The organism is Herbaspirillum sp. DW155, assembly GCF_037076565.1.
Lineage (GTDB): Bacteria > Pseudomonadota > Gammaproteobacteria > Burkholderiales > Burkholderiaceae_D > Herbaspirillum.
The window spans coordinates 3,914,015-3,935,749 of sequence record NZ_AP029028.1; the positions used below are offsets into that span (position 1 = coordinate 3,914,015).

17 protein-coding genes are annotated in these 21,735 nt (G+C 63.6%); 12 read left to right on the plus strand and 5 right to left on the minus strand.

Annotation, left to right across the window (positions count from 1 at the left end; translation table 11 throughout):
* Positions 1-8: 8 nt before the first annotated feature.
* Entirely contained in the window at positions 9-671 is a 663-nt protein-coding gene (locus AACH55_RS17795) for a response regulator transcription factor (protein WP_338715996.1), read from the minus strand.
* Positions 672-1,031: 360 nt separating this feature from the next.
* Between AACH55_RS17795 and AACH55_RS17800 the strand changes: the two genes are divergently transcribed.
* Both AACH55_RS17800 and AACH55_RS17805 read left to right on the plus strand, forming a co-directional pair.
* Positions 1,032-3,239: a TonB-dependent siderophore receptor gene (locus AACH55_RS17800; protein ID WP_338715997.1), complete on the plus strand. Its 2,208-nt coding sequence runs from the start codon at positions 1,032-1,034 to the stop codon at positions 3,237-3,239.
* Positions 3,240-3,255: 16 nt separating this feature from the next.
* Entirely contained in the window at positions 3,256-3,942 is a 687-nt protein-coding gene (locus AACH55_RS17805; protein ID WP_338715998.1) for a Fe2+-dependent dioxygenase, read from the plus strand.
* Between the two features lie 47 nt (positions 3,943-3,989).
* On the opposite strand, the gene mdtD is transcribed toward AACH55_RS17805, so the two are convergent.
* The 4 genes from mdtD to AACH55_RS17825 all read right to left on the minus strand — a co-directional run bounded on the left by mdtD (position 3,990) and on the right by AACH55_RS17825 (position 8,497).
* Positions 3,990-5,405, minus strand: a complete 1,416-nt coding sequence (gene mdtD / locus AACH55_RS17810; protein ID WP_338715999.1) for a multidrug transporter subunit MdtD — start codon at positions 5,403-5,405, stop codon at positions 3,990-3,992.
* A 101-nt stretch (positions 5,406-5,506) separates the two neighbouring features.
* On the minus strand, positions 5,507-6,361 hold the full coding sequence (locus AACH55_RS17815) for an ABC transporter permease (protein ID WP_338716000.1): 855 nt from the start codon (positions 6,359-6,361) through the stop codon (positions 5,507-5,509).
* A gap of 170 nt (positions 6,362-6,531) precedes the next feature.
* Entirely contained in the window at positions 6,532-7,359 is an 828-nt protein-coding gene (locus AACH55_RS17820) for an ABC transporter ATP-binding protein (RefSeq protein WP_338716001.1), read from the minus strand.
* Between the two features lie 124 nt (positions 7,360-7,483).
* A complete protein-coding gene (locus AACH55_RS17825; RefSeq protein ID WP_338716002.1) occupies positions 7,484-8,497 on the minus strand; it encodes an ABC transporter substrate-binding protein in 1,014 nt (337 codons plus the stop codon).
* Positions 8,498-8,795: 298 nt separating this feature from the next.
* Here AACH55_RS17825 and AACH55_RS17830 point away from each other — a divergent pair, with 298 nt between their 5' ends.
* The 10 genes from AACH55_RS17830 (at position 8,796) to tssI (ending at position 21,500) form a co-directional block, all read left to right on the plus strand.
* Positions 8,796-9,467, plus strand: coding sequence for a response regulator (locus tag AACH55_RS17830; RefSeq protein WP_338716003.1), 672 nt, complete (start codon positions 8,796-8,798; stop codon positions 9,465-9,467).
* Entirely contained in the window at positions 9,460-10,839 is a 1,380-nt protein-coding gene (locus AACH55_RS17835) for a sensor histidine kinase N-terminal domain-containing protein (RefSeq protein ID WP_338716004.1), read from the plus strand. Before AACH55_RS17830 ends, AACH55_RS17835 begins: the two co-directional genes overlap by 8 nt.
* A 363-nt stretch (positions 10,840-11,202) precedes the next feature.
* Positions 11,203-12,474 (plus strand): sugar ABC transporter substrate-binding protein, encoded by a 1,272-nt coding sequence (locus AACH55_RS17840; RefSeq protein WP_338716005.1) that lies wholly within the window; start codon positions 11,203-11,205, stop codon positions 12,472-12,474.
* A gap of 77 nt (positions 12,475-12,551) precedes the next feature.
* Positions 12,552-13,430, plus strand: coding sequence for a sugar ABC transporter permease (locus AACH55_RS17845; RefSeq protein WP_338716006.1), 879 nt, complete (start codon positions 12,552-12,554; stop codon positions 13,428-13,430).
* Positions 13,418-14,230, plus strand: a complete 813-nt coding sequence (locus AACH55_RS17850; RefSeq protein WP_338716007.1) for a carbohydrate ABC transporter permease — start codon at positions 13,418-13,420, stop codon at positions 14,228-14,230. The genes AACH55_RS17845 and AACH55_RS17850 overlap by 13 nt, the downstream gene beginning before the upstream one ends.
* A 9-nt stretch (positions 14,231-14,239) precedes the next feature.
* The gene (locus AACH55_RS17855) at positions 14,240-15,277 is read left to right on the plus strand and encodes an NAD(P)-dependent alcohol dehydrogenase (RefSeq protein ID WP_338716008.1); all 1,038 of its coding nucleotides are present in this window, start codon (positions 14,240-14,242) and stop codon (positions 15,275-15,277) included.
* Positions 15,278-15,279: 2 nt separating this feature from the next.
* Positions 15,280-16,503, plus strand: a complete 1,224-nt coding sequence (gene ugpC, locus AACH55_RS17860) for a sn-glycerol-3-phosphate ABC transporter ATP-binding protein UgpC (RefSeq protein WP_338716009.1) — start codon at positions 15,280-15,282, stop codon at positions 16,501-16,503.
* Positions 16,439-17,320, plus strand: a complete 882-nt coding sequence (locus AACH55_RS17865; protein WP_338716010.1) for an AraC family transcriptional regulator — start codon at positions 16,439-16,441, stop codon at positions 17,318-17,320. Before ugpC ends, AACH55_RS17865 begins: the two co-directional genes overlap by 65 nt.
* A gap of 32 nt (positions 17,321-17,352) precedes the next feature.
* On the plus strand, positions 17,353-18,834 hold the full coding sequence (gene xylB / locus AACH55_RS17870) for a xylulokinase (RefSeq protein ID WP_338716011.1): 1,482 nt from the start codon (positions 17,353-17,355) through the stop codon (positions 18,832-18,834).
* Positions 18,835-19,013: 179 nt separating this feature from the next.
* Entirely contained in the window at positions 19,014-21,500 is a 2,487-nt protein-coding gene (tssI, locus tag AACH55_RS17875; protein WP_338716012.1) for a type VI secretion system tip protein TssI/VgrG, read from the plus strand.
* Positions 21,501-21,735 lie beyond the last annotated feature (235 nt).

Sequence of the window (21,735 nt, forward strand, 5' to 3'; positions counted from 1 at the left end):
GGTCCGGCTCAGCCCTCGCTCTTTTCGAGCATGTAGCCGAAGCCGCGAATGGTGCGGATCACCACTCCCGAATCGGCGATCTTCAGACGGATGCGCGAGACGTAGACCTCCACCGCATTGATGGTGAAGTCCTCGCCCCAGGGCAGGACGGCATCGATGATCTGCTGCTTGGAGACCACGCGCGATGTGTGTTGCATGAGATATTCCAGCACCGTCCATTCGCGCAGCGACAGTTCGATCTTGCGGCCGTCGATGTCGGCGCGCTTGGTGGCATTGTCCAGCGACAGGCCGCCCACGCTCAGTTGCGCCGGCTGCGGCGCGCTACGGCGGATCAGCGCCTTGATGCGCGCCACCAGCTCGGGCGTGGCGAAGGGCTTGACCAGATAGTCATCGGCACCCAGTTCGAGGCCGTGCACGCGGTCAGGGATGGTGTCGCGTGCGGTCAGCAGCAGCACCGGCGTATTGTTGCCGGCCGCGCGCATGCGACGCAGGACTTCGAAACCATCGATGCCGGGCAGGCCGATATCGAGCACCAGCACGGCCGCGTTGAAGCGCTGCGACAGCACGTCGTTGCCATTGTTGACGGTATGCACCGTAAAACCGTGCGAATTGAGCACGCGCGACAGGCCATCGGTGAGTACCGGGTCGTCTTCGACCAGCAGAACATTCATAGGGGACTTCGGAAGAATAAACAGCGCAAAACTACTGCGTGACCGCAGCATCGTATTGCAGCCCAGGCGATGCTGCAAATCGGGCGATCCCCCAGGCCGGGCCGGGCGCTCGCAGAGCGTTGCATTTTGGTTACACTCAGTTCCATGTCAGCTTGTTGACAGCATTTTGTCAGACTTCGCCCTTAGGCTTGGCAGCCATGCGAATGAGAATCCAAATCATTAGCGTGAAACAGAACAACACTGGTCTTAGCCAGCCAAACGGTCTTCCTCGTCGAAGAACGGAGTAGCCAGCCATTCGGGCCGGTCCTGCAGGAGCAGGACCGGCTCATCGTCTTCTACTCCACTAGCGACAAGAACAACATGAACCGTCTTACGCCGATTGCCGCCGCTTTGGTCGCCACCTTTGCCGCGCCCCTGAGCCTGCATGCACAGCAGGTCACTTCCACTCCTTCGACCAGCAAGCCGGCGGCCGACAGCCAGCTGGCGCCCGTGACCGTCGAGGGTCGCCGCGATGATTTCGCCAGCACCGGCACGGCCATCACCAAGCTGCCGGCCGACCTGCACGACGTGCCGCAATCGGTGACCGTGGTCAACAAGGCGCAGATGCAGTCACAGGGCGTGACGTCGCTGGCCGATGCGCTGCGCAACGTCTCGGGCATCACGCTGGGTGGTGCCGAAGGCGGCCAGATCGGCAACAACATCAACCTCAACGGCTTCTCGGCACGCACCGACATCTACCTCGACGGCTTCCGCGACCGTGGTCAGTACTACCGCGACACCTTCGCCATCGAAGAAGTGGAAGTCCTGATGGGCCCCTCCTCGATGCTCTTTGGCCGTGGCTCGACCGGCGGCATCATCAACCAGGTCAGCAAGAAAGCCAACCTGACCGCCGCCACCGAGGTCGGCGCCTCGGTGACCACCAATGGTCTGGTGCGCAGCACGGTGGACGTCAACCGTCCGCTGACCGATACCTCGGCCATGCGTATCGAAGCCATGGCCCAGAAGGGCGCGGCCAGCACGCGCAACCAGACCGACGTGCAAGACTTCGGCCTGGCCGGCTCCTACGTCTGGGGCATCGGCACTTCCACCGAAATCACCCTGTCGGCCCTGCTGCAGCATAACAATGACCAGCCCGACTATGGCCTGCCGCCCTTGAACGGCCACCCCGTCAACGTCGACCGCAACACCGCCTATGGCCTGGACAGCGACCGCACCATTCAGGATGTGGCTTCGTTCAACGCGGGCATCAAACATAAAATCGCGCCCGACGTCACCCTGCGCAACCAGACCCAGTTCAACTACGTGCGTACCGATGCTGTGGAAACGGCGCCCCAGAGCCTCGGCACGGTGTCCTCCGGCAGCTTCACCAGCCTGACCAGTAGCAATCTGCCCCTGTCCAGCCTGTATGTGCGCGGCCAGAGCCATGATCGTTTAATTACCGACTATTCCATCTTCAACCAGACCGAGCTGGCGGCCAAGTTCGCTACCGGCAGCGTCAAGCACGATACGGTGGCCGGCGTAGAAGTGGGGCATGACGGCTACGACAACCAGAACTACTATCGCAACGGCAGCTGCAATGGTCGCTCGCTCAATGCCAGCGGCGCCACTACCGGCTACGTGGATTGCGTCTCGGCGGTCAATCCCAGCTACAGCTCTGCCGGCAGCAACGTCACCTCCACCGCAGGAAACCATGCCGGCGGCAGCGCCAACACCCTGGCCGCCTACGTGGGCGATACCATAGAACTGGCCCCGCAATTCAAGCTGGTCGGCGGTCTGCGCTATGACCGCTACGTGGCCAGCGTCAGCAACTCGATCTCCAGCACCAGAAATCCGGGTTACGCCGAGCAGACCGTCAATTTCCTGAGCGTGCGCTCAGGCGCAATCTGGCAGCCGACCTCGGCCCAGGCTTACTACGTCTCGTATGGCACCTCGTTCAACCCCTCGCTGGAACAGTTGACCGGTACCCAGGGTCAGCAGAATCTGGACCCCGAAAAAAATCGCTCCTATGAAGTGGGAGGCAAATGGGATTTGGCCAATGGCCTGGCCCTGACTGCCGCCGCCTTCCAGATCACCAAGGAAAACGCCCGCAGCCAGGTTGCCACCGGTGTCTACGTGCTGGACGGCACGGTACGCGTCAATGGTGCCCGCACCGGTGCCACCGGCCACATTACGCACGACTGGCAGGTCGCCGCCAACTACACCTATCTGGATGCCAAGGTGCTCAACGGCGCGGCGGGCGATAACTCGGTAGGCAAGATCCCGGTCAACACGCCCAAGCACACCCTGACCACCTGGACCACCTACGACCTGGCCCCGCACTGGCAGATCGGCGGCGGCGCGACCTACATGTCGCAGCGCTATGCCGACGCGCCCAACACGGTACAAGTCGGCGGTTACACCCGTTACGACGCGATGCTGGCCTACACCACCAAGGCCTACGACATCCGCCTGAACCTCTACAACCTGACCGACAAGATGTATTACGATGCGCTGATCCAATCCGACGGCGGCCGTTCGGTCCCGGGTTCGGGCCGTACCGCCATGCTGTCGCTGACCTATCGCATGTAAGAAAGAAGACGCGCCCATGCTCATCACCATCCCTCAGCTGCTGGACCCGCAAACCCTGCAGCATGTACGCCAGCTGCTGGACCAGGCGGGGGATGCCTGGGTGGATGGGCGCGTCACGGCGGGCTACCAGGGCGCGCCGGTCAAGTTCAACCAGCAGATCGACGAGCATTCCGAGGTCGCCCTGCAATGCCAGCGCATCATCGTTTCCGCGCTGGAGCGGCATCCGCGCTTCATCAGCGCGGCGCTGCCCAACCTCATCTACCCGCCCATGTTCAACCGCTATGGTGAGGGCATGACCTTTGGCGCCCACGTCGATGGCAGCGTGCGCATCCATCCGCACAATGGACGCAAGCTGCGTACCGATGTCTCGGCCACGCTGTTTTTGGCCGACCCGGCCGACTACGACGGCGGTGAATTGCAGATCGATGACAGCTACGGCATGCACAGCGTCAAGCTGGCCGCCGGCGACATGGTGCTCTATCCGGCCACCAGCCTGCATACGGTGACGCCCGTCACGCGCGGCGTGCGCGTGGGCTGCTTCTTCTGGGTGCAGAGCCTGGTGCGCGACGATGGCCAGCGCCAGATGCTGTTCGACATGGACAACGCCATCCAGCGCCTGAACCAGACCGACGCCGATGCACTCGCGCGACGCACCCTGGTGGGCTGCTATCACAACCTGCTGCGGCAGTGGAGCGAGACCTGAGCGCCCTTCCCAGGCTCAACCTCCCACGCTCAAATTATTTATATCGTTTATTTGAAGTAACGCGGATCCATCTTGCGAAACACCCAGGCCGAGACCAGGGTGATCACGCCCACGATGACGAAGGTGATCTGGAAGCTGGCATTGGTGGCCGCCCCCGCCTCGCTCTTGAAGACATTGACCAGAGTCCCGCCGATGGTCACACCCAGGCCGATGGCCAGCATCTGCACCATCGAGAAGAGACTGTTGCCGCTGCCAGCATCTTCCCTGCGCAAGCCCTTCAAGGTCACGCTGTTCATGGCCGCGAACTGCATGGAATTGGACGCCCCGAACACCGCCAGTTGTACGATGGACGCGGCCAGCGGCCAGCCCGGCGTGATCAGCGCAAACGATACGATGGACAGGCCGACGATGGCGGTATTGATCAGCAGGAAGCGGTCATAGCCATAACGCTTGACCAGCGGCGCAATCCACGGTTTGGCGATGGTGCCGGCAATGGCCGCCGGCAGCAGCAGCATGCCCGCGTGCAGCGGTGAATAGCCCAGCCGCACCTGCAACAGCAGCGGCAACAGGAACGGCACTGCAGCCGAACCGATACGGCATACCAGGTTGCCTGCCAGTCCGATGCTGAAATTGGGTTCCCCGAACAAACCGAGCCGGAACAGTGGACGGGGATGAACAGACGCATGGCGCCAGTAGACCAGTACAGTGACTGCCGCCAGAACGAACAGTCCGAGACTCCAACCAGTACGGTTGTGATCGAAAGGCACGTCCAGCGCCAGCGAGAAGGCCACCATGCAGGCGGACAGCAAGGCGCAGCCGAACAGATCGAAGCGAGGTGTACCGGTAAGGCTGTCATCGGGCAGGAAGTACAGTACGGCCCCCATCCCCAGTACACCTACAGGAAGGTTGATCAGGAAGATCCAGTGCCAGGACAGGCTTTCTACCAGCCACCCGCCCAGTACAGGACCGACCACCGGACCGAGCTGCCCGGCAATCGAGATCGAGGCCAGCGCGGCGATGTACTGCGCACCCGGCACCGCCCGCAGCACGGCCAGACGTCCGACCGGCAACAGCATGGAACCGCCCAGCCCTTGCACCACGCGCGCGGCCAGCAGCAGCGGCAGGGTCGGCGCCATGGCGCACAGCAGCGAGCCCAGCGCGAACAGCAGGATCGCCGCGAAGTAGACGCGGCGTGTGCCGAAGCGGTCGGCCAGCCAGCCCGAGGCGGGCGTGAGCGAAGCCATGGTCAGCGTGTAGGCCACCACCACCGGATGCATGTTCAGCACCGGCTCGCCCAGGCTGTGCGCCATGGCGGGCAAGGCGGTGTTGACGATGGTGGTGTCCAGCGTCTGCATGAAGAAGCCGGAGGCGACGATCCACAGCAGCGCGCGCTGGGTCACGGGATCATTGACGGAGGAAGAGGCAGGGGTGTCGCTCAGACGGGGCGGCTGGTTGGCGGACATGACGGAAAGAAAGTGGAAATGCGCGGATCAAAACACGGCGGGGACACGTTGCCGTGTCCCCGTGCATTGCCGCGTCATTCTACGCCTTCAGGCGTTTCTCATCAGAAGGCCTGCGGACGCCACTTCAGCAACCGCCGTTCCAGCGCATGCAGCAGCCAGTCCGCCGCCAGCGCCACCACGGCCAGCACGATCATCGCGGCAAACACACCGCTGGCATTGAAAGCACCCTGGGCGGTGGAGATCAGCAGGCCGATGCCTTGCTTGGAGCCGAGGAATTCACCCACCACCGCGCCCACCAGCGCAAAGCCGAAGCTCACATGCAGGCTGGCCAGGATCCACGACAGCGCCGACGGAATCACCACGGCCATGGTCACCTGGCGCGGCGAGGCACCGAGGATCCGGGCATTGGCGATCATGGTGCGGTCGGCCTCGCGCACGCCCTGGAAGGCATTGGCAAACACCACGAAGAACACCATCACCACCGCCAGCGCCACCTTGGAAGCCATGCCCAGGCCGAAGGCGATAACGAAGATGGAGCCCAGCACCACGCGCGGAATCGAATTGGCGATCTGGATGTAGAGGCTGAAGACGTCCGAGAGCAGCTGGTTGCGCCCGAGGATGATGCCGGCGATGACCCCGGCCACCGAGCCGATCAGGAAACCCAGCACGGTTTCTTCGAGCGTCACCAGAACCTGCGTCCAGAGCGGGCCTTGAGAGGTTCCCTCGACCATCCACTCGACGATCTGCGCCACGATGGCCGACGGTTGCGAGAAGAAGAAGGGATCGATCCAGCCCAGACGCGCGCCGCCTTCCCATCCGCCCAGCACGATCACCAGGATGGCGATGCGCAGGCCGATGACCAGTTGTTTTCGCGCGCGGAGCTTGCGCCGGGCCTCGGCTTCGACGCCGGCGATGTCCATCGTCGCGGCGCGGTGGCTGGCTTGTGCTTGTGTCATGTTGCTCACCTGTTTTTCAGAAAATTGCTTCCGTGCTGTGCGCGCTCTTCGATACGCCGCTGTGCGGCGACTCAGAGCGAACGGGGCATTATTGATGCACCAAGTGAACCGTTCGGCCTGAGTCGCCGCGCAGCGGCGTATCGAAGGAGCGCTCCGACTGATGCGACGGCTTACGCGATATGCACTTCCTCGCGCAAATCCGCCCAGATGCGCCGCGAGATATCGATGAAGCGCTGCTCATAGCGCACCTCCTCCATCACGCGCGGACGCGGCAGGTCGATGAGATAGACGCTCTTGAGCGTAGCCGGCCGCGCGGTCAGCACATACACTTTGTCAGCCAGGGCGATGGCTTCTTCCAGATCATGGGTCACGAACACCACCGAGCCCGAATGGGCCGACCACAGGCGCAGCAGTTCATCCTGCATCAGGGTGCGGGTCTGCATGTCCAGCGCCGAGAAGGGTTCATCCATCAGCAGTATCTCGGGGCTGTTGATGAAGGTCTGGGCCAGCGCCACGCGCTTGCGCATGCCGCCCGAGAGCTGGTGCGGATAATGGTCGCCGAACTTGTCCAGGCCCACGCGGCGGATCCATTCGTCGGCCAGCGCATGCGCCTGCTCCCTGGACTGCCCACGGAACATCGGGCCGGCCGCCACGTTGTCGCGCACGCTGCGCCAGGGAAAGACCGCATCGTTCTGGAACACGAAACCGATGCGCGGATCGATGCCGGCGACCGGCTGCCCCATCACCCGCACCTCCCCCAGCGTCGGCTTGAGCAGGCCGGTGATGAGCGAGAGCGTGGTCGACTTGCCGCAGCCGGTGGGGCCGACCACGGCGACGAATTCACCGCGCGCCACGCTCATGGAAAAGTCGCGCAGGGCCACCGTCGCCCGGCCATCGGCAGTGATGAAGCGGCAGCTCACGTTGCGCAGTTCGATGGCCGGGGTGGCCTGCGCGACCTGGCCGGTGGGCGTGAAGGCCTGCTGGTTGATCGCATTCATCGTGGAGATCTTTCGTAGCGGAAGGTTGAGTGCATCCCTGACGCGCCGGCGCGCATCATGGTGTAAATCATTTATATCATTTCCGAAAATCCGGGAGAAGACCGGTCACCGGCCGGCCCCTGCCTCACTTCACGTTGTTGACGAACTCATCCGTATACGTCTTGGACAAGTCCACATGCTTGCCCTTGACGTTGGGATTGAAAGCCGACAGCACGGCCAGCACGGTCTCCGGTCCGCCCTTGGGCATCTTGCCGTCCTGCGAATACATGGGCAGCGAATTGGCCAGCGCCTGTATATACAGCGGCTTGTTGTTGCCGTAGTAGTCCTTGGGCATCTTGTCGGCGATCTGTTCGGCCGTATGCGTATGGATGAACCTGAGCGTCCTGACGAAGGCGCGCGCCAGTTTCTGGGCCTCGTCCTTGTGGCTGTTGAGCCAGCTGCGCTGTACATACACGCTGGAGGCCGGATAAAGCCCGCCCAGCGCCTTGATGGTGCCCTCCACGGTACGCATGTCGACCAGCACCTGGGCGTCGCCGCTCTTGAGCAGGAGCGACGCAGTGGGTTCGGTGGTCATGCCGGCATCGATGCGCCCCTGTTTCATGGCGGCGATGAAGGTGTTGTCCGCCCCCACCGGCAGTACCGAGAACTGTTTGGAACTGATGCCCTGGCGCGCGGCCAGGTATTGCGTCAGGAAGTTGGTGGAGGAACCCAGCCCGGTCACGCCCAGGGTCTTGCCTTTGGCATCGGCCATGCTCTGGAAGTGTGGCGCGGCTCTGGTCGAGACCAGTTCCACCTCGCCCGGCACCTGGGCGAGGATGGTGATGGCGGTGATTTCCTTGCCCTTGGTCTGCAGGTCGATGGCGTGGTCATAGAATCCGACCACGGCCTGCACGGCGCCGGCCAGCAGTTCGTTCTCGGCATCGACCCCGGCCGGCTGCGACTGCAGCTCCACGTCCAGCCCCTCGTCCTTGAAGTAGCCCAGTTGTTCGGCCAGCCTGGCCGGCAGGTAGACCATCTTGTTGATGCCGCCCACCATGATGGTGACCTTGGCGGCGGCCCTTGCCTGGATCGGCAGCACGGCCAGCATGGTGCCGGCAACGGCCAGCGAAAGCAGGCCTCGGCGGAGATTTTTGTTCACGTCAGCTCCTGGAAATCGATGCGAAAGCCCGTGGATTCTACGGTGCATTCATATCACCGGCAAAATTCACTTTACCGCGTCGGGCCACGGCGGTTGGGGGGCGGGCAAGACGGCAAAACCGGCACGCATTATGATTGTCTCCTGAATTTTTTGGGCGAGATGGTCTGAAGCCATCCTCACTTCTTGTAGACTTGCGGGCCTATTCTAAGAAGCCGAAACCTTCATCCAGCTTTCCAAATTCCGGCTTTTTGCTTTGCAACGCAGCATAAAAGCACCTCAAGAAACACGAGACCATCGCATGAAATTGCTCCTGATCGAAGACAATCCCCAGCTCGCCCACTGGCTGGAGCAGATTCTCAAGGAACACAAGTTCACGGTCGATATCGCCGCCGATGGCGAGATCGCCGATCAGGTCCTGCGCGACGAGAACTACGACGTCGTATTGCTGGACCTGATGCTGCCCAAGCTGCACGGCAAGAACGTGCTGCGCCGCCTGCGCGAGCGCCACAACGGCGTGCCGGTGATGATCCTGACCGCCAGCGGCTCCATCGATGAAAAGGTCGAGTGCCTGGGCGCGGGCGCCGACGACTATCTGGTCAAACCCTTCGAGATCCGCGAACTGGTGGCGCGCATCAAGGTGCTGGTGCGCCGCCAGACACCCGACAAGGCTGCCGAGATCCATTGCGGCGATCTGGTCTATGACAGCAACACGCGCCAGTTCGCCGTGGCCGGCGTGACCCTGGCGCTACCGGCGCGGGAGCACGATGTGCTGGAAGTGCTGATGTTGAAGCAAGGCAAGACCGTCTCCAAGACGGCGCTCATGAAAGGCGTCTTCAGCCTGTCCGAAGAACCGAGTGCCGATGCCATCGAAATCTACATCTCGCGCCTGCGCAAGAAACTGGAGCACTCCAGCGCCGCCATCATGACCCTGCGCGGCCTGGGCTACCTGCTGAAGCAGAAAGATGATTGACAGCCTGCGCCTGCGGCTGTTGTGGTGGCTGCTGATCCCGATGGCGGTCTACGTGGGCCTGTCCACCAGCGATGCGTATGACAATGCCGTCTCCAGCGCCACCGTGGTGCAGGACCGGGCGCTGCTGGCCTCGGCCCGCATGATGGCCGGCCAGGTCGGCTGGAATGATGGTGCGCCGGTGGTCTCGATCCCCCCGGCGGCGCTGGAGCTGTTCGCCTCTCCCGCCCAGGATGCGGTGTATTACCAGGTGCTGATGGATGACGACACGCTCCTGGCCGGCCGCCCGGACTTCCCCGCCGAGCCTGACTTTGCGGCGCTCTATCCGGTCTATACCACGACCACTTTCAACGGCAAGCCTCTGCGCGTGGTCAGCTACATCCGCGCACTCTTCGACGAAGGCACGCTGCGCATGGTGGCGGTTTCGGTGGGCCAGACCATGCAGGGACGACAGGAAATGATCGACGACCAGTGGCATGCCTCGCTGCGGCGCCAGATCGTGTTGCTGTTGCTGGCCATCAGTCTGGTGGTGCTGGGCCTGACGATGGAATTGCGGCCGCTGCTGGCACTCAAGGACGAGCTGGCCACGCGCGAGCCGGATTCGCTCACGCCGTTGCGCGCAGGCGGCTTGCAGCAGGAATTGCGGCCCATCGTGGAAGCCATCAACCAGTACATCTTCCGCCTCAATGCGCAGGTGACGGTGCAGAAGCGCTTCGTCGCCGATGCAGCGCACCAGTTGCGCACGCCGCTGGCGGTGATCGATTCGCAGATCCAGTTCGCGCGCCAGCTGGACGACCCGGCACGCGTAGCGCAAGTGCTCGCAGCGCTGCAGGAGGGCAGCCGCAGCATGACCGACCTGACCAACAAGCTCTTGCTGCTCTCGCAGGCCGAGGCCTCCAACAGCAGCGCCTTCCCGCGCGCGCCGGTGGACCTGGTGGCGGTGGCCGCGATGGTGCTGGAGGAACTGGCCGGACTGGCCCTGAAGAAAGGCATCGACCTGGGGCTGGAGACCACGCTGGAGAGCGCCATGGTCAACGGCAACGAGGCGCAACTGATGGGCTTGCTGATGAACCTGATCGACAATGCCCTGCGCTATACGCCTGAAGGCGGCAAGGTCACCGTGGGACTGGAAAAGAAGCGCAGCCAGTTCATCATCACCGTCACCGACAATGGTCCCGGCATCCCCGCCGAGGTACGCGAGCGCGTGTTCGAACGCTTCTATCGCAATGCCGCGCCGGACCAACCAGGCTCCGGCCTGGGCCTGGCCATCGTGCGCGAGATCGTGCAGGCTTCGCAGGGATCGATACGGCTCGACGCGCCGGCGCAAGGCAGCGGGCTGGTGGCGACGGTCTGCCTGCCTGCATTGCAGAGCTGAATCTTTCGGTGAAAACACCAACGATCCGTTCCCACTGAGTAGGCCCCTCGGGGCCGTATCGAAGCCTGTCCTGACCAGCCGAAGGGGCGCGCTGTCATCGGCCGGTGCGCCTTCGATACGCGGCTACGCCGCTACTCAGGACGAACGGTCCGTCCTGTTTCCAAATGCCCGGAGCAATACAAAACCGCGCAGCCCGCACAACAAACGATCAAAAAGTATCAGCCCGCCGCACGCTTTTGGCGTGGAGCAGCGCGCCCTGCCCTCGTAATCTTGCTCCTGCCGCTAGAACGGCGAATGCGCGCCGCGCTGTCCCCCCAGCATCCGCGCCCGACCTGAACGAAAAAAAATACCAGGAGACAAACCGTGAACAAGATCTGCTTGGGCGCCGCGTGCGCCGTCCTTGGCGCTGCCCTGCCCTTGGTGGCATCGGCGCAGTCCTGCAATGTCCCCGTGCTGAAGGTACTGGCGCAGAAGAGCCTGGGCCTGACCGTGATGGAAAAATCGCTGGCCGATTACCAGAAGCGCACCGGCACCCGTATCGAGATCAGCTACTTCGGCGAGAACGACCGGCGCGCCAAGTCGCGTCTGGATGCCTCCACCAAGGCCGGTTCCTACCAGGTGTATTACGTCGATGAAGCCAACGTGGCCGAGTTCGCCTCGGCCGGGTGGATCGTGCCGCTGCTGAAGTATTTCCCCAAGGAAGCCGACTATGAAGACTTCCTGCCCGGCCGCAGGGCGGTGGCCAGCTACAAGGACGTGGCGTATTTCGCGCCGCTGATCGGTGGTTCGGACTTCCTCTTCTATCGCCGCGACCTGTTGGAGAAGGCCGGCCTGCCGGTGCCGCGCACGCTGGACGAACTGGTGGCCGACATCAAGAAACTGCATTCGCCGCCGAACGTCTATGGCTGGGTGGCGCGCGGCCAGCGCGGCTCGGGCATGAACGTGTGGCGCTGGGCGCCCTTCATGCTGGCCCAGGGCGGCCAGTGGACCGACAAGAACAACCAGCCGGCCTTCAATTCGCCCGCTGCCGTCAAGGCCACGCAACTGTATGCCGAGCTGTTCAGGTATGCGCCCCCGGGCGCGGCCACCTATGACTGGAGCAATGCGCTGGAAGCCTTCCGCTCCGGCAAGGTGGCCTTCATGATCGAATCCACGCCCTTTGCCGACTGGATGGAAGACAGCAGCAAGTCCAGCGTGGCCGACAAGGTGGGCTATGCGCGCCCGCCCGCACCGCTGCCCTCGGCGGCCTACGGCCACGGGCTGGCGATCTCGTCCGTCGGCGCCAAGGATGAGTGCACGCGCCAGGCGGCCGGCAAGTTCATCGCCTTTGCCACCGGCAAGGAGCAGGAACAGGCGCGCCTGCGCGAGAAGGTCTTCAGCGACTACAACCGCAGCAGCACCATCCAGAGCGATTACTTCCAGAAGAACGTCAAGCCGCAGATCCTGGCGGGCTTGAAGGACACCACCCCGGTCTCCAGGCTGACCATCTGGCCCAGCCCGCAGTGGCCGGACATCGGCGACAACCTGGGCGTGGCGCTGGAAGAAGTCTTCACAGGCACGCAGAAGGACATCCCGCGCGCTCTGGACGAGGCCGCCCGGTATGCGCAGGACGCGATGGAACACGCGCGTAAATAATTTCCGTCATTTCACCGCGTCAAACGATGTAGCCGCCCTGTTCCCTTGCCGGAACGGGGCGCACTCCGGAGTCCTGCATGTTCAATCGTGGAAAGACCTCGCTGCCCTATCTGTTCCTCGGACCCTCGCTGCTGGTGATGCTGGTGCTGGGACTGGTGCCGACGGTGGCGGCGATCAACCTGGCACTGAAGAACCGTGTATTGCGCTATCCCGACAGCGATTACGTCTGGCTGCGCAATCTCGAACGGCTCATGTCGGATCGCCGCTTTCTCAATGCCATCGAAGTCTCGGCGATGTGGGAAGTGGTGACCGTCGTGGGTGCGGTGGCGGTGGGCATCCTCATCGCCATCTACCTGTTCGAGAACGTCCACGGCAAATGGCGTCAGGCCATGTGCGTATTGCTGATCACACCGGTGCTGCTGCCGCGCGTGTCGGCCGCCTTCATCTGGAAGTTCATGTATTCGCCGCTGACCGGCATCCTGGGCTGGCTGCTGGGGCTGGTGGGCATCCATGACACGGCCTTCCTGTCGGACCCGGTGCTGGCGCTCTATGCGGTGGCCGCCGTCGATATCTGGCAGTGGGGATTGTTCTTCGCCGTGATCGTGTTGAAACTGCTGGAAACCCTGCCGCCCGAACCGCTGGAGGCCGCCCGGCTGGACCATGCGCGCACCTGGCAGGTGTATGCCTACATCGCCCTGCCGATGTTGAAGGCGCCCATCATCAGCCTGGTCTTCATCAAGATGGTGGAGTCGCTGCGTTCCTTCGACCTGATCTACGTGATGACCAAGGGTGGACCGGGTGTCGCCACCGAAACGCTGGACATGTATGCGTATGCACAAGGCATCGGACTGTCCGGCAAGGTCTCGTATGCCTCCACCATGGCGGTGCTGATGATGGTGGTCACCACGCTGATCTTTACCCTGATCTGGAAACGAGTGAGCCAATGGGAAGACTGATCACACGCTGCGCCATCTGGGGCGTGGGCATCCTGCTGGTGTTGGTGGCGGTGTTTCCGCTGCTGTGGGCGCTGCTTAATTCGCTCAAGACCCTGCTCGATATCGTCACGCCGACACCGCGCTTTGTCTTCACGCCGACGCTGGAAAACTATCGCCAGGTCATCGGCAGCCCGGAAGTGCTGACAGGCCTGACCAACAGCGCCGTCATCGTCGGCAGCGCCGTGCTGCTGGGTACGCTCATGGGTGTGCCGGCGGCCTACGTGATTGCGCGCTATCACGTGCCGGGCAAGCGCGACATCCAGTTCTTCCTGCTCTCGCTGCGCTTCCTGCCGCCGGTGGCGGTGGCCATTCCCTTGATTGCGATCTGGGTCGATCTGGGCCTGTATGACACGCGTTTCTCGATGATCGTGACTTACCTGCTGACCACGCTCTCGACCATCACCTGGCTGTCGATCCCCGTCTTCCAGCGCATGCCGCGCGAGATCGAAGAGGCTGCCACCCTCGACGGTTATGGCCCCTACGCGGTGTTCTGGAAGATCGCCCTGCCCAACTGCGCCGGTACCTTGCTGGGCGGGATCATCTTCAGCTTCGTGCTGGTCTGGAACGAACTGATGATCGCCCTGGCGCTGACCTCTTCCAACAGCGCCACCCTGCCGGTGGTGGCCTCGGCCTTTACTTCGCTGGGGCAGGAAGTGCCGTGGGGCGTCATCAATGCCTCTACCGTCCTGCTCGCGCTGCCTCCGCTGATCTTTGTCGGCGTACTGAGCCGGCTGTTGAATTCCATGCTCAAAGCACACTAGGAGAATCGTATGCAAGCCCTCGTCCTCGAAGCCACCCGCACCCTGTCGCTGCGCGACATCGACCTGCCGCAAGCGCTCGGTCCACAGGATGTCCGCATCCGCATCCACACGGTCGGCATCTGCGGCAGCGACCTGCACTACTACACCCACGGCCGCATCGGTCCCTTCAAGGTGGAAGCGCCCATGGTGCTGGGGCACGAAGCCTCGGGCACCATCATCGAAGTCGGCAGCGAAGTCAGCCAGCTCAAAGTGGGCGACCGCGTGTGCATGGAACCGGGCATCCCGCGCCTGGATTCGCCGGCCACGCTGCGCGGCCTCTACAACCTCGACCCGTCGGTGCGCTTCTGGGCCACGCCGCCCATCCACGGCTGCCTCACCGGCAGCGTGGTGCATCCGGCGGCCTTTACCTATCGCCTGCCGGATAACGTCAGCTTTGCCGAGGGCGCCATTGTCGAGCCCTTGTCCATCGGCCTGCAAGCCGCCACCAAGGCGCGCATGAAGCCCGGTGATACGGCCGTGGTGATCGGGGCCGGCACCATCGGTGCCATGACTGCGCTGGCCGCCCTGGCCGGGGGCGCGGCGCGCGTGATCCTGGCCGATGTGGTGGCGGAGAAGCTTGCGCATTTCGCCGGCAATCCCGCCGTCATCACGGTGGATGTGACGCAGCAGGCGTTGCCCGAGGTCGTGCAGCAGGTCACCGAGGGCTGGGGTGCGGATGTGGTGTTCGAGGCGTCGGGCCATGCCGGTGTCTACCAGACGCTGCTGCAGATGGTCTGCCCCGGCGGCTGCGCGGTGCTGGTGGGCATGCCGCCGGAGCCGGTGGCGCTGGACGTGGTGACCATGCAGACCAAGGAAGTGCGACTGGAATCGGTCTTCCGTTATGCCAACATCTTTCCGCGCGCACTGGCGCTGCTGGGCTCCGGAATGATCGATGTGAAGCCTTTCATTTCACGCAGCTTCCCCTTCTCGCAGGGGATTGAGGCCTTCGAGGAAGCCGCGCGCGGCCGTGCGCAGGATGTGAAGATCCAGATCGAAATGGAAGGCTGATCATGGCCGACATCCACTGCCAGGGCTTGTCCAAGCATTACGCCGGTGGCCCGCCGGTCTTGCATCCGCTGGACCTGAGGATAGGTGACGGCGAATTCGTGGTCCTGCTCGGCCCCTCCGGCTGCGGCAAATCGACCATGCTGCGCATGATCGCCGGGCTGGAAGAGATCAGCGGCGGCACCCTCTCCATCGGCGGCAAGGTGGTCAATGCGCTACCGGCACGGGAGCGCAACGTGGCCATGGTGTTCCAGAACTATGCGCTCTATCCGCACATGAACGTGTATGACAATATCGCCTTCGGACTGCGACGCCTGAAGCGCCCGGCCGACGAGATCGACCGCCGCGTGCGGGAAGTGGCGGCCATGTTGAATCTCGATGCCCTGCTGGAGCGCAAGCCGCGCGCCATGTCCGGTGGCCAGCAGCAGCGCGCGGCGATTGCGCGCGCCATCATCAAGACGCCCTCGGTATTCCTCTTCGATGAGCCGCTCTCCAACCTCGACGCCAAGCTGCGCGCGCAATTGCGCGGCGACATCAAGCGCCTGCACCAGCGCCTGCGCACCACCACCGTCTACGTCACGCATGACCAGCTGGAAGCCATGACCCTGGCCGACCGCGTGATCCTCATGCATGGCGGCCAGATCGTGCAGGCCGGTACGCCGGCCGAACTCTACCGTTATCCGCGTACGCTCTTTGCGGCGGGCTTCATCGGCACGCCGGCCATGAACTTCCTCTCCGGTGTGATCGAACGCGATGGCGATACGGTAGCCGTGCGCTGCGAACAGCAGCGCTGGACCCTGCAGGGTGCAAGGTTTTCACGCCTGACGCAGGCAATGGCGGTAAAGTTGGCGGTGCGTCCTGATTACGTCCGCATCGCGGGCGCGGACGAACAGCAAGCGCGCAGCCTGACCTGCCCGGTCAGCGTGGAACTGGTGGAGATCCTGGGCGCCGATGCGTTATTGACCACCCGCTGCGGCGCGCAGACGCTGACCGCCCTGGTGAGCGCGCAGCAACTGCCGCAAGTGGGCCAACGCCTGCATCTGGCCTTCGATCAGCAAGAGCTGCACGTGTTCGATGTAGAAAGCGGAGAGAACCTGTCGCTGCCCGAGGCTGCCCTGGCGGCCAGCGGACATGACGACGGCCCGCATGGCAAGGAGACAAAGCATGAGTCCGGATCTGGAGCTGGTCCATACCCGCCAGGACGAATCGTTCAGGGCCTGGGTGCATGACTACCCGCACACGGTGGCCAAGTGGCATTTCCATCCCGAATACGAAGTCCACGTCATCACCGCTTCCGGCGGCAAGTTCTTCGTGGGCGACTTCATCGGCGACTTCGGTCCCGGCAACCTGGTGCTGACCGGGCCCAATCTGCCGCACAACTGGATCAGCAATCTCGCCGCTGGTGAGCATGTGGGCGCACGCGATCTGGTGCTGCAATTCTCGCGCTCCTTCGCCGACCGCATGCTGGGCGCCATTGCCGAACTCTCGCCCTTGCAGGATCTGCTGGAGGGCGCCGCGCGCGGACTGCAGTTTCCCGATGCGCTGGGGCGAGCCATCATCCCGCTCATGCAGGATCTGGCACAGGCCAGCGGTGCGCGCCGCGTGGTGCTGATGATGACCGTGCTGGAACAGCTGGCCTCCTGCCGCGAACGCAAGCCGCTGGCCGGACCGGGCTACGACCTGGATGCGCAGCGCCACATGTCGTCGACCATCAACCAGGTACTCTCCTGCATCCGCCAGAACCTGGGCGGCAACCTGCGCGAGAGCGACGTGGCCGAACTGGCCGGCATGAGCGTGAGCGGCTTCACGCGTTTCTTCAAGCGGCATACGGGCTGCACCTTCATCCAGTACCAGAACGGACTGCGGCTCAACGAAGCCTGCGAATTGCTGATGTGTACCGACCTGAGCGTGACGGAAGTGTGCTACCGCGTCGGCTTCAACAATCTCTCCAATTTCAACCGCCAGTTCCTGGCTTACAAGGGCATGCCGCCCTCGCGCTTTCGTGCGCTGCACCGGCTCAATGACGAAGTTAGTGCGGTCGCGTAAAGGCCATCCAATTGCATGCAAAGGAAAACGATTTGAGCTATCTCGGCATCGACCTCGGCACTTCCGAAGTCAAGCTCGTCCTCACCGACGACGACTCCCGCGTCATCGCCAGCAGCGGCGCCCGGCTGCGCGTGGACCATCCGCATCCGCTGTGGTCCGAGCAGGCACCGCAGGCCTGGTGGAATGCCACGCTGGACGCCATCGCCGCCCTGCGCGCCGAGACCCCGCAAGCCTTTCAGGCGCTGCGCGGCATCGGCATCTCCGGCCAGATGCATGGCGCCACCCTGCTGGACCGCAACGGCAACGTATTGCGCCCGGCCATCCTGTGGAATGACATGCGCGCCCACGCCGAATGCGTGGAACTGGAAGCGCTGGTGCCGGACGCTGCCCTCATCACCGGCAACCGGGCCATGCCCGGTTTTACGGCGCCCAAGCTGCTGTGGCTGTCGAAGTATGAACCGGCCGTCTATCGCGCCATCGACAAGGTATTGCTGCCCAAGGATTTCCTGGGCTGGAAGCTGACCGGCGAATTTGTCTCCGAGATGTCGGATGCGGCCGGCACGCTCTGGCTGGACGTAGCGCGACGCGACTGGTCCGACCGGATGCTGGCGGCTACCGGACTGGATCGCAGCCATATGCCGCGCCTGGTCGAAGGCAGCGCGGTGGCCGGCCATCTGCGCGACGAACTGCGCCGTGAATGGGGCATCAGCGGACCGGTGGTGGTGGCCGGCGGTGCAGGCGACAATGCGGCCAGCGCAGTGGGCATCGGTGTGATCCAGGCTGGCGATGCTTTCCTGTCGCTGGGCAGTTCGGGCGTCTTGTTCGCCGCTACGGCGCGGCATGCGCCCAATCCGCAGCAGGGCGTGCATGCGTTCTGCCACTGCCTGCCGGGGCAATGGCATCAGATGAGCGTGATCCTGTCGGCAGCGGCCAGCCTGCATTGGCTCGCTGGCGTGACGGCGCGGCCGGTGGCCGAACTGGTGGCGGGTGCGGAGCAGCTGACGGCCACGCAGCAGGCCCAGGCGCCTTTGTTCCTCCCTTATCTGAATGGCGAGCGCACGCCGCACAACGACGCGGCGGCCAAGGGAGTGCTGTTTGGCATGACGCCTGCACATGAGCCTGCGCATCTGGCTTATGCGGTGATGGAGGGCGTGGCCTTTGCGATGGCCGATGGCTATGCAGCCTTGCAGGCGGCTGGTACGGTGCTGGAGAGTGCGGCCTTCGTCGGCGGCGGGTCGCGTAGTGCGTTCTGGGGAGAGCTGTGTGCGACGGCCCTGGGTATTGCGCTGCGGCGGCATGCGGGAGCGGAAGTGGGGGCGGCAATGGGAGCGGCCAGGTTGGCGAGGTTGGCGCAGTCGGGGGAGGATGCGGGGCGCGTGTGCGTGGCGCCCGAGGTGCTGGAATGGTATCGGCCCGACATGGGAAGGCAGCCACAACTTCATCGCAGGCTGGCACAATACCGGCGCCTCTATCGCTGTCTTGCGGACGAATTCATGGCCTTCTCGCAGGCCTGATGCTGGCTGAGTGCTGGCATCCGATCTGCTCTGTGACAGAGATAAAAACCCGCCATTTATCGAAGCAATTCAACAGACTTCATGCGGGTCCTCGGGCACCATCTGCGCTTCCCGATTCGGCCTGCTGACGTCTTCCCCGCCTTCTTCGGGACATCCATTTTTCCCGCAGAAGGACATCCATGCATTCCAGTACCACCCGCTGGGACCGCCTCACCCGGCAGCGCCAGCACAACCGCATCCTGCAACTCTCCTTCGTCAATGACGACGCTCCCGACGCCGAACTGCTGATCAATCGACTTGATGCTAGCGAGGCCTTGAGCCGTGATTACGCCTATACGCTGGAACTGCTCAGCAATGATGCCTGTATTGCGCTGGAGGCGGTCATGGGCAAGCTGCTGTGCGTGGCACTGGTCCGCCCGGACGGCACGCTGCGCCATTTCACCGGCTACGTAGAGCGCTTTGCGTTCCTGCGCAGCGATGGCGGTATCGCCTTCTACGAGGCGCGACTGGTGCCTTGGCTGGCCTTCCTGGCATCACGCAGGAACAATCGCGTCTTCCATCATCTGAGCCTGGAAGGCCTGAGCGCAGAGATCTTCAGCGCCTACCCCTCGCATGCACGATGGGACTGCCAGCTGCGGCACGGTGATGCGGTACGCACAGAAATGTTCCAGTTCGACGAGAGCGACAGCAACCTGCTGCATCGCCGCTGGGAAGACGCCGGCTGGCATTACCACTACGAACACCAGGCAGACGGCCATCAGCTGAGACTGTCGGATGATTCGACCTATGCCCAAGCCATCGACGGTCCTGGACAAGTCCCCTTCCAGCAACACGGTGGCGCCATCGAGGAAGACGGCATGGCGCAGTGGTCGATGGTGCGCCAGTTCCAGCCTGCCAGCACGCGGCTCTCCAGCTATGACTTCAAGACGACACGACCACAGCAGGTAGATATACCGACATTGAACCAGCAGGGCGCGGTACTGCCGGTGGAGCATTACGAATATGCGGGGGCCTATGGTTTTTCCCATCTCGACGACGGCGACCGGCAAAGCCGGCTGCGCATGGAGGAGTTCGAGGCATCGGCCCAGCTATTCGAGGGCGTGGGCAATTGCCGCTTTCTCCAGCCAGGGCGGACCTTTCATCTGACTGGTCATTTTTCGGACCAGCCCCGCCCGGGCGCCGACAGCGCCGCGCGCCACCAGCAGCAAGAATTCCTGATCATTAGCGTGGAACACAGCGCAACCAACAATTATCTGCAGGACTCGGAAACGCCGCCCTTCTATGCCAACCGCGTGCGCTGCGTGCGCAAGCCCGTCCCCTGGCGACCAGGCCGTGGCTACTACAGCCGGCCGACGGCCTTGCACGGCATGCAGACCGCCACCGTCGTCGGCCCTTCCGGTGAGAACGTGCACGTGGATGAATATGGCAGGGTCAAGGTGCAGTTCCACTGGGACCTGCTGGGCCACAATGATGAACACAGCACGGCATGGATGCGGGTAGCCAGCAGCTGGGCCGGTGCAGAACAGGGACTGATAGCCGTGCCACGCATCGGGCAACTGGTGATCGTGCAATGGCTGGGCGGTCATCCAGATCGGCCCATCATCACCGGCTCGGTGGTGAACCAGCTCAACATGCCGCCCTGGACCCTGCCTTCGCAGGCAGCCTTGTCCGGGCTGCGCAGCCGCGAACTGGCGCCCAAGGCGGGCAATACGCCGGGCGGACGGTCCGGCCATGTGCTCTTCGACGACACCCATGAGGCCATCCAGACTCAGGTGCGCAGCGATGCCTTCGACAGCCAGCTCGCGCTGGGGCACGTAACCCGTATCGAACATCATGGCGGACGCCAGGATGCCCGGGGCGAAGGTTTCGAGTTGCGCACCGACGCCCACGGCGTGGTGCGTGCCGCACAGGGCCTGGTGCTCACCAGCGAACCACGGCCCAAGGCGCGCGGACACGTCACCGACCTGGGCGAGACCGTGGGCCGACTGGCGCAGGCACAAGGCACCGTGGCAAGCCTGAGCAAACTGGCCCAGGAGCATCAGGCGCAGGACAAGGATGCGGATCAGCACGATGCCGCACAGGCCATCCAGGCACAGAACGCGGCCATCAAGGGGGATGGCGCTGCCCAGAACGGCCGCTTCCCTGAGCTGGCCGAACCGCATCTGGTCCTCTCCAGCCCGAGCGGTATCGAAGCCAGTTCCGGCGCCTCTACTCATCTGGCCAGTGCCGAACATGCGGCCCTGACCGCCGGCAGCCACGTCTCCGTCACTGCTGGCAAATCCTTCTTTGCCAGCGCCGCAGAGAAACTCTCGCTGCTGGCCTATCGCCTGGGCGCCAAGCTGATCGCCGCCAGCGGCCGGGTGGAGATTCAGGCACAGAACGATGGCATGGAAATCCTCGCGCAGAAGGTGGTGGACATCATCAGCACCCGCGACTGGATCAATCTCAAGGCCAAGAAAGGTATCCGCCTCAACGGCGGCGGCAGCGAACTGGTGATCGCGGAGGGCATCACCGGCTTCACGCAGGGGGCGCATCACGTCCACGCCGCCGATCACCAGACCTTGGGGCCGCAGGCCAAGCCCGCCGAGTTCCCCGGGGCACAGCTATGTCCTTCGCGTGCCAGTGGTGCGGCGCAGTCTGGCAGCGCCAGTGTTGCGCTGTCCTGATCGTTCGAGGAGAACGCATGCAAGCCATTTCGTTTCCCGCCGAGGTCATCACCCATGGTCAAGTACTGGTGGAACCGTCCAATCTGGACCCGCGCTCGCCCTTGCACGAACTGCCCATGCGAGTGTGCGAAGTCGGGCGGCTCAAGGATGCGGACGACCTCACCCCCAGGCTCATCGATATAGCCGCGCTCACTGCCGACCAACAACAATGGATGACCGCGGCGCTGCGCAATGC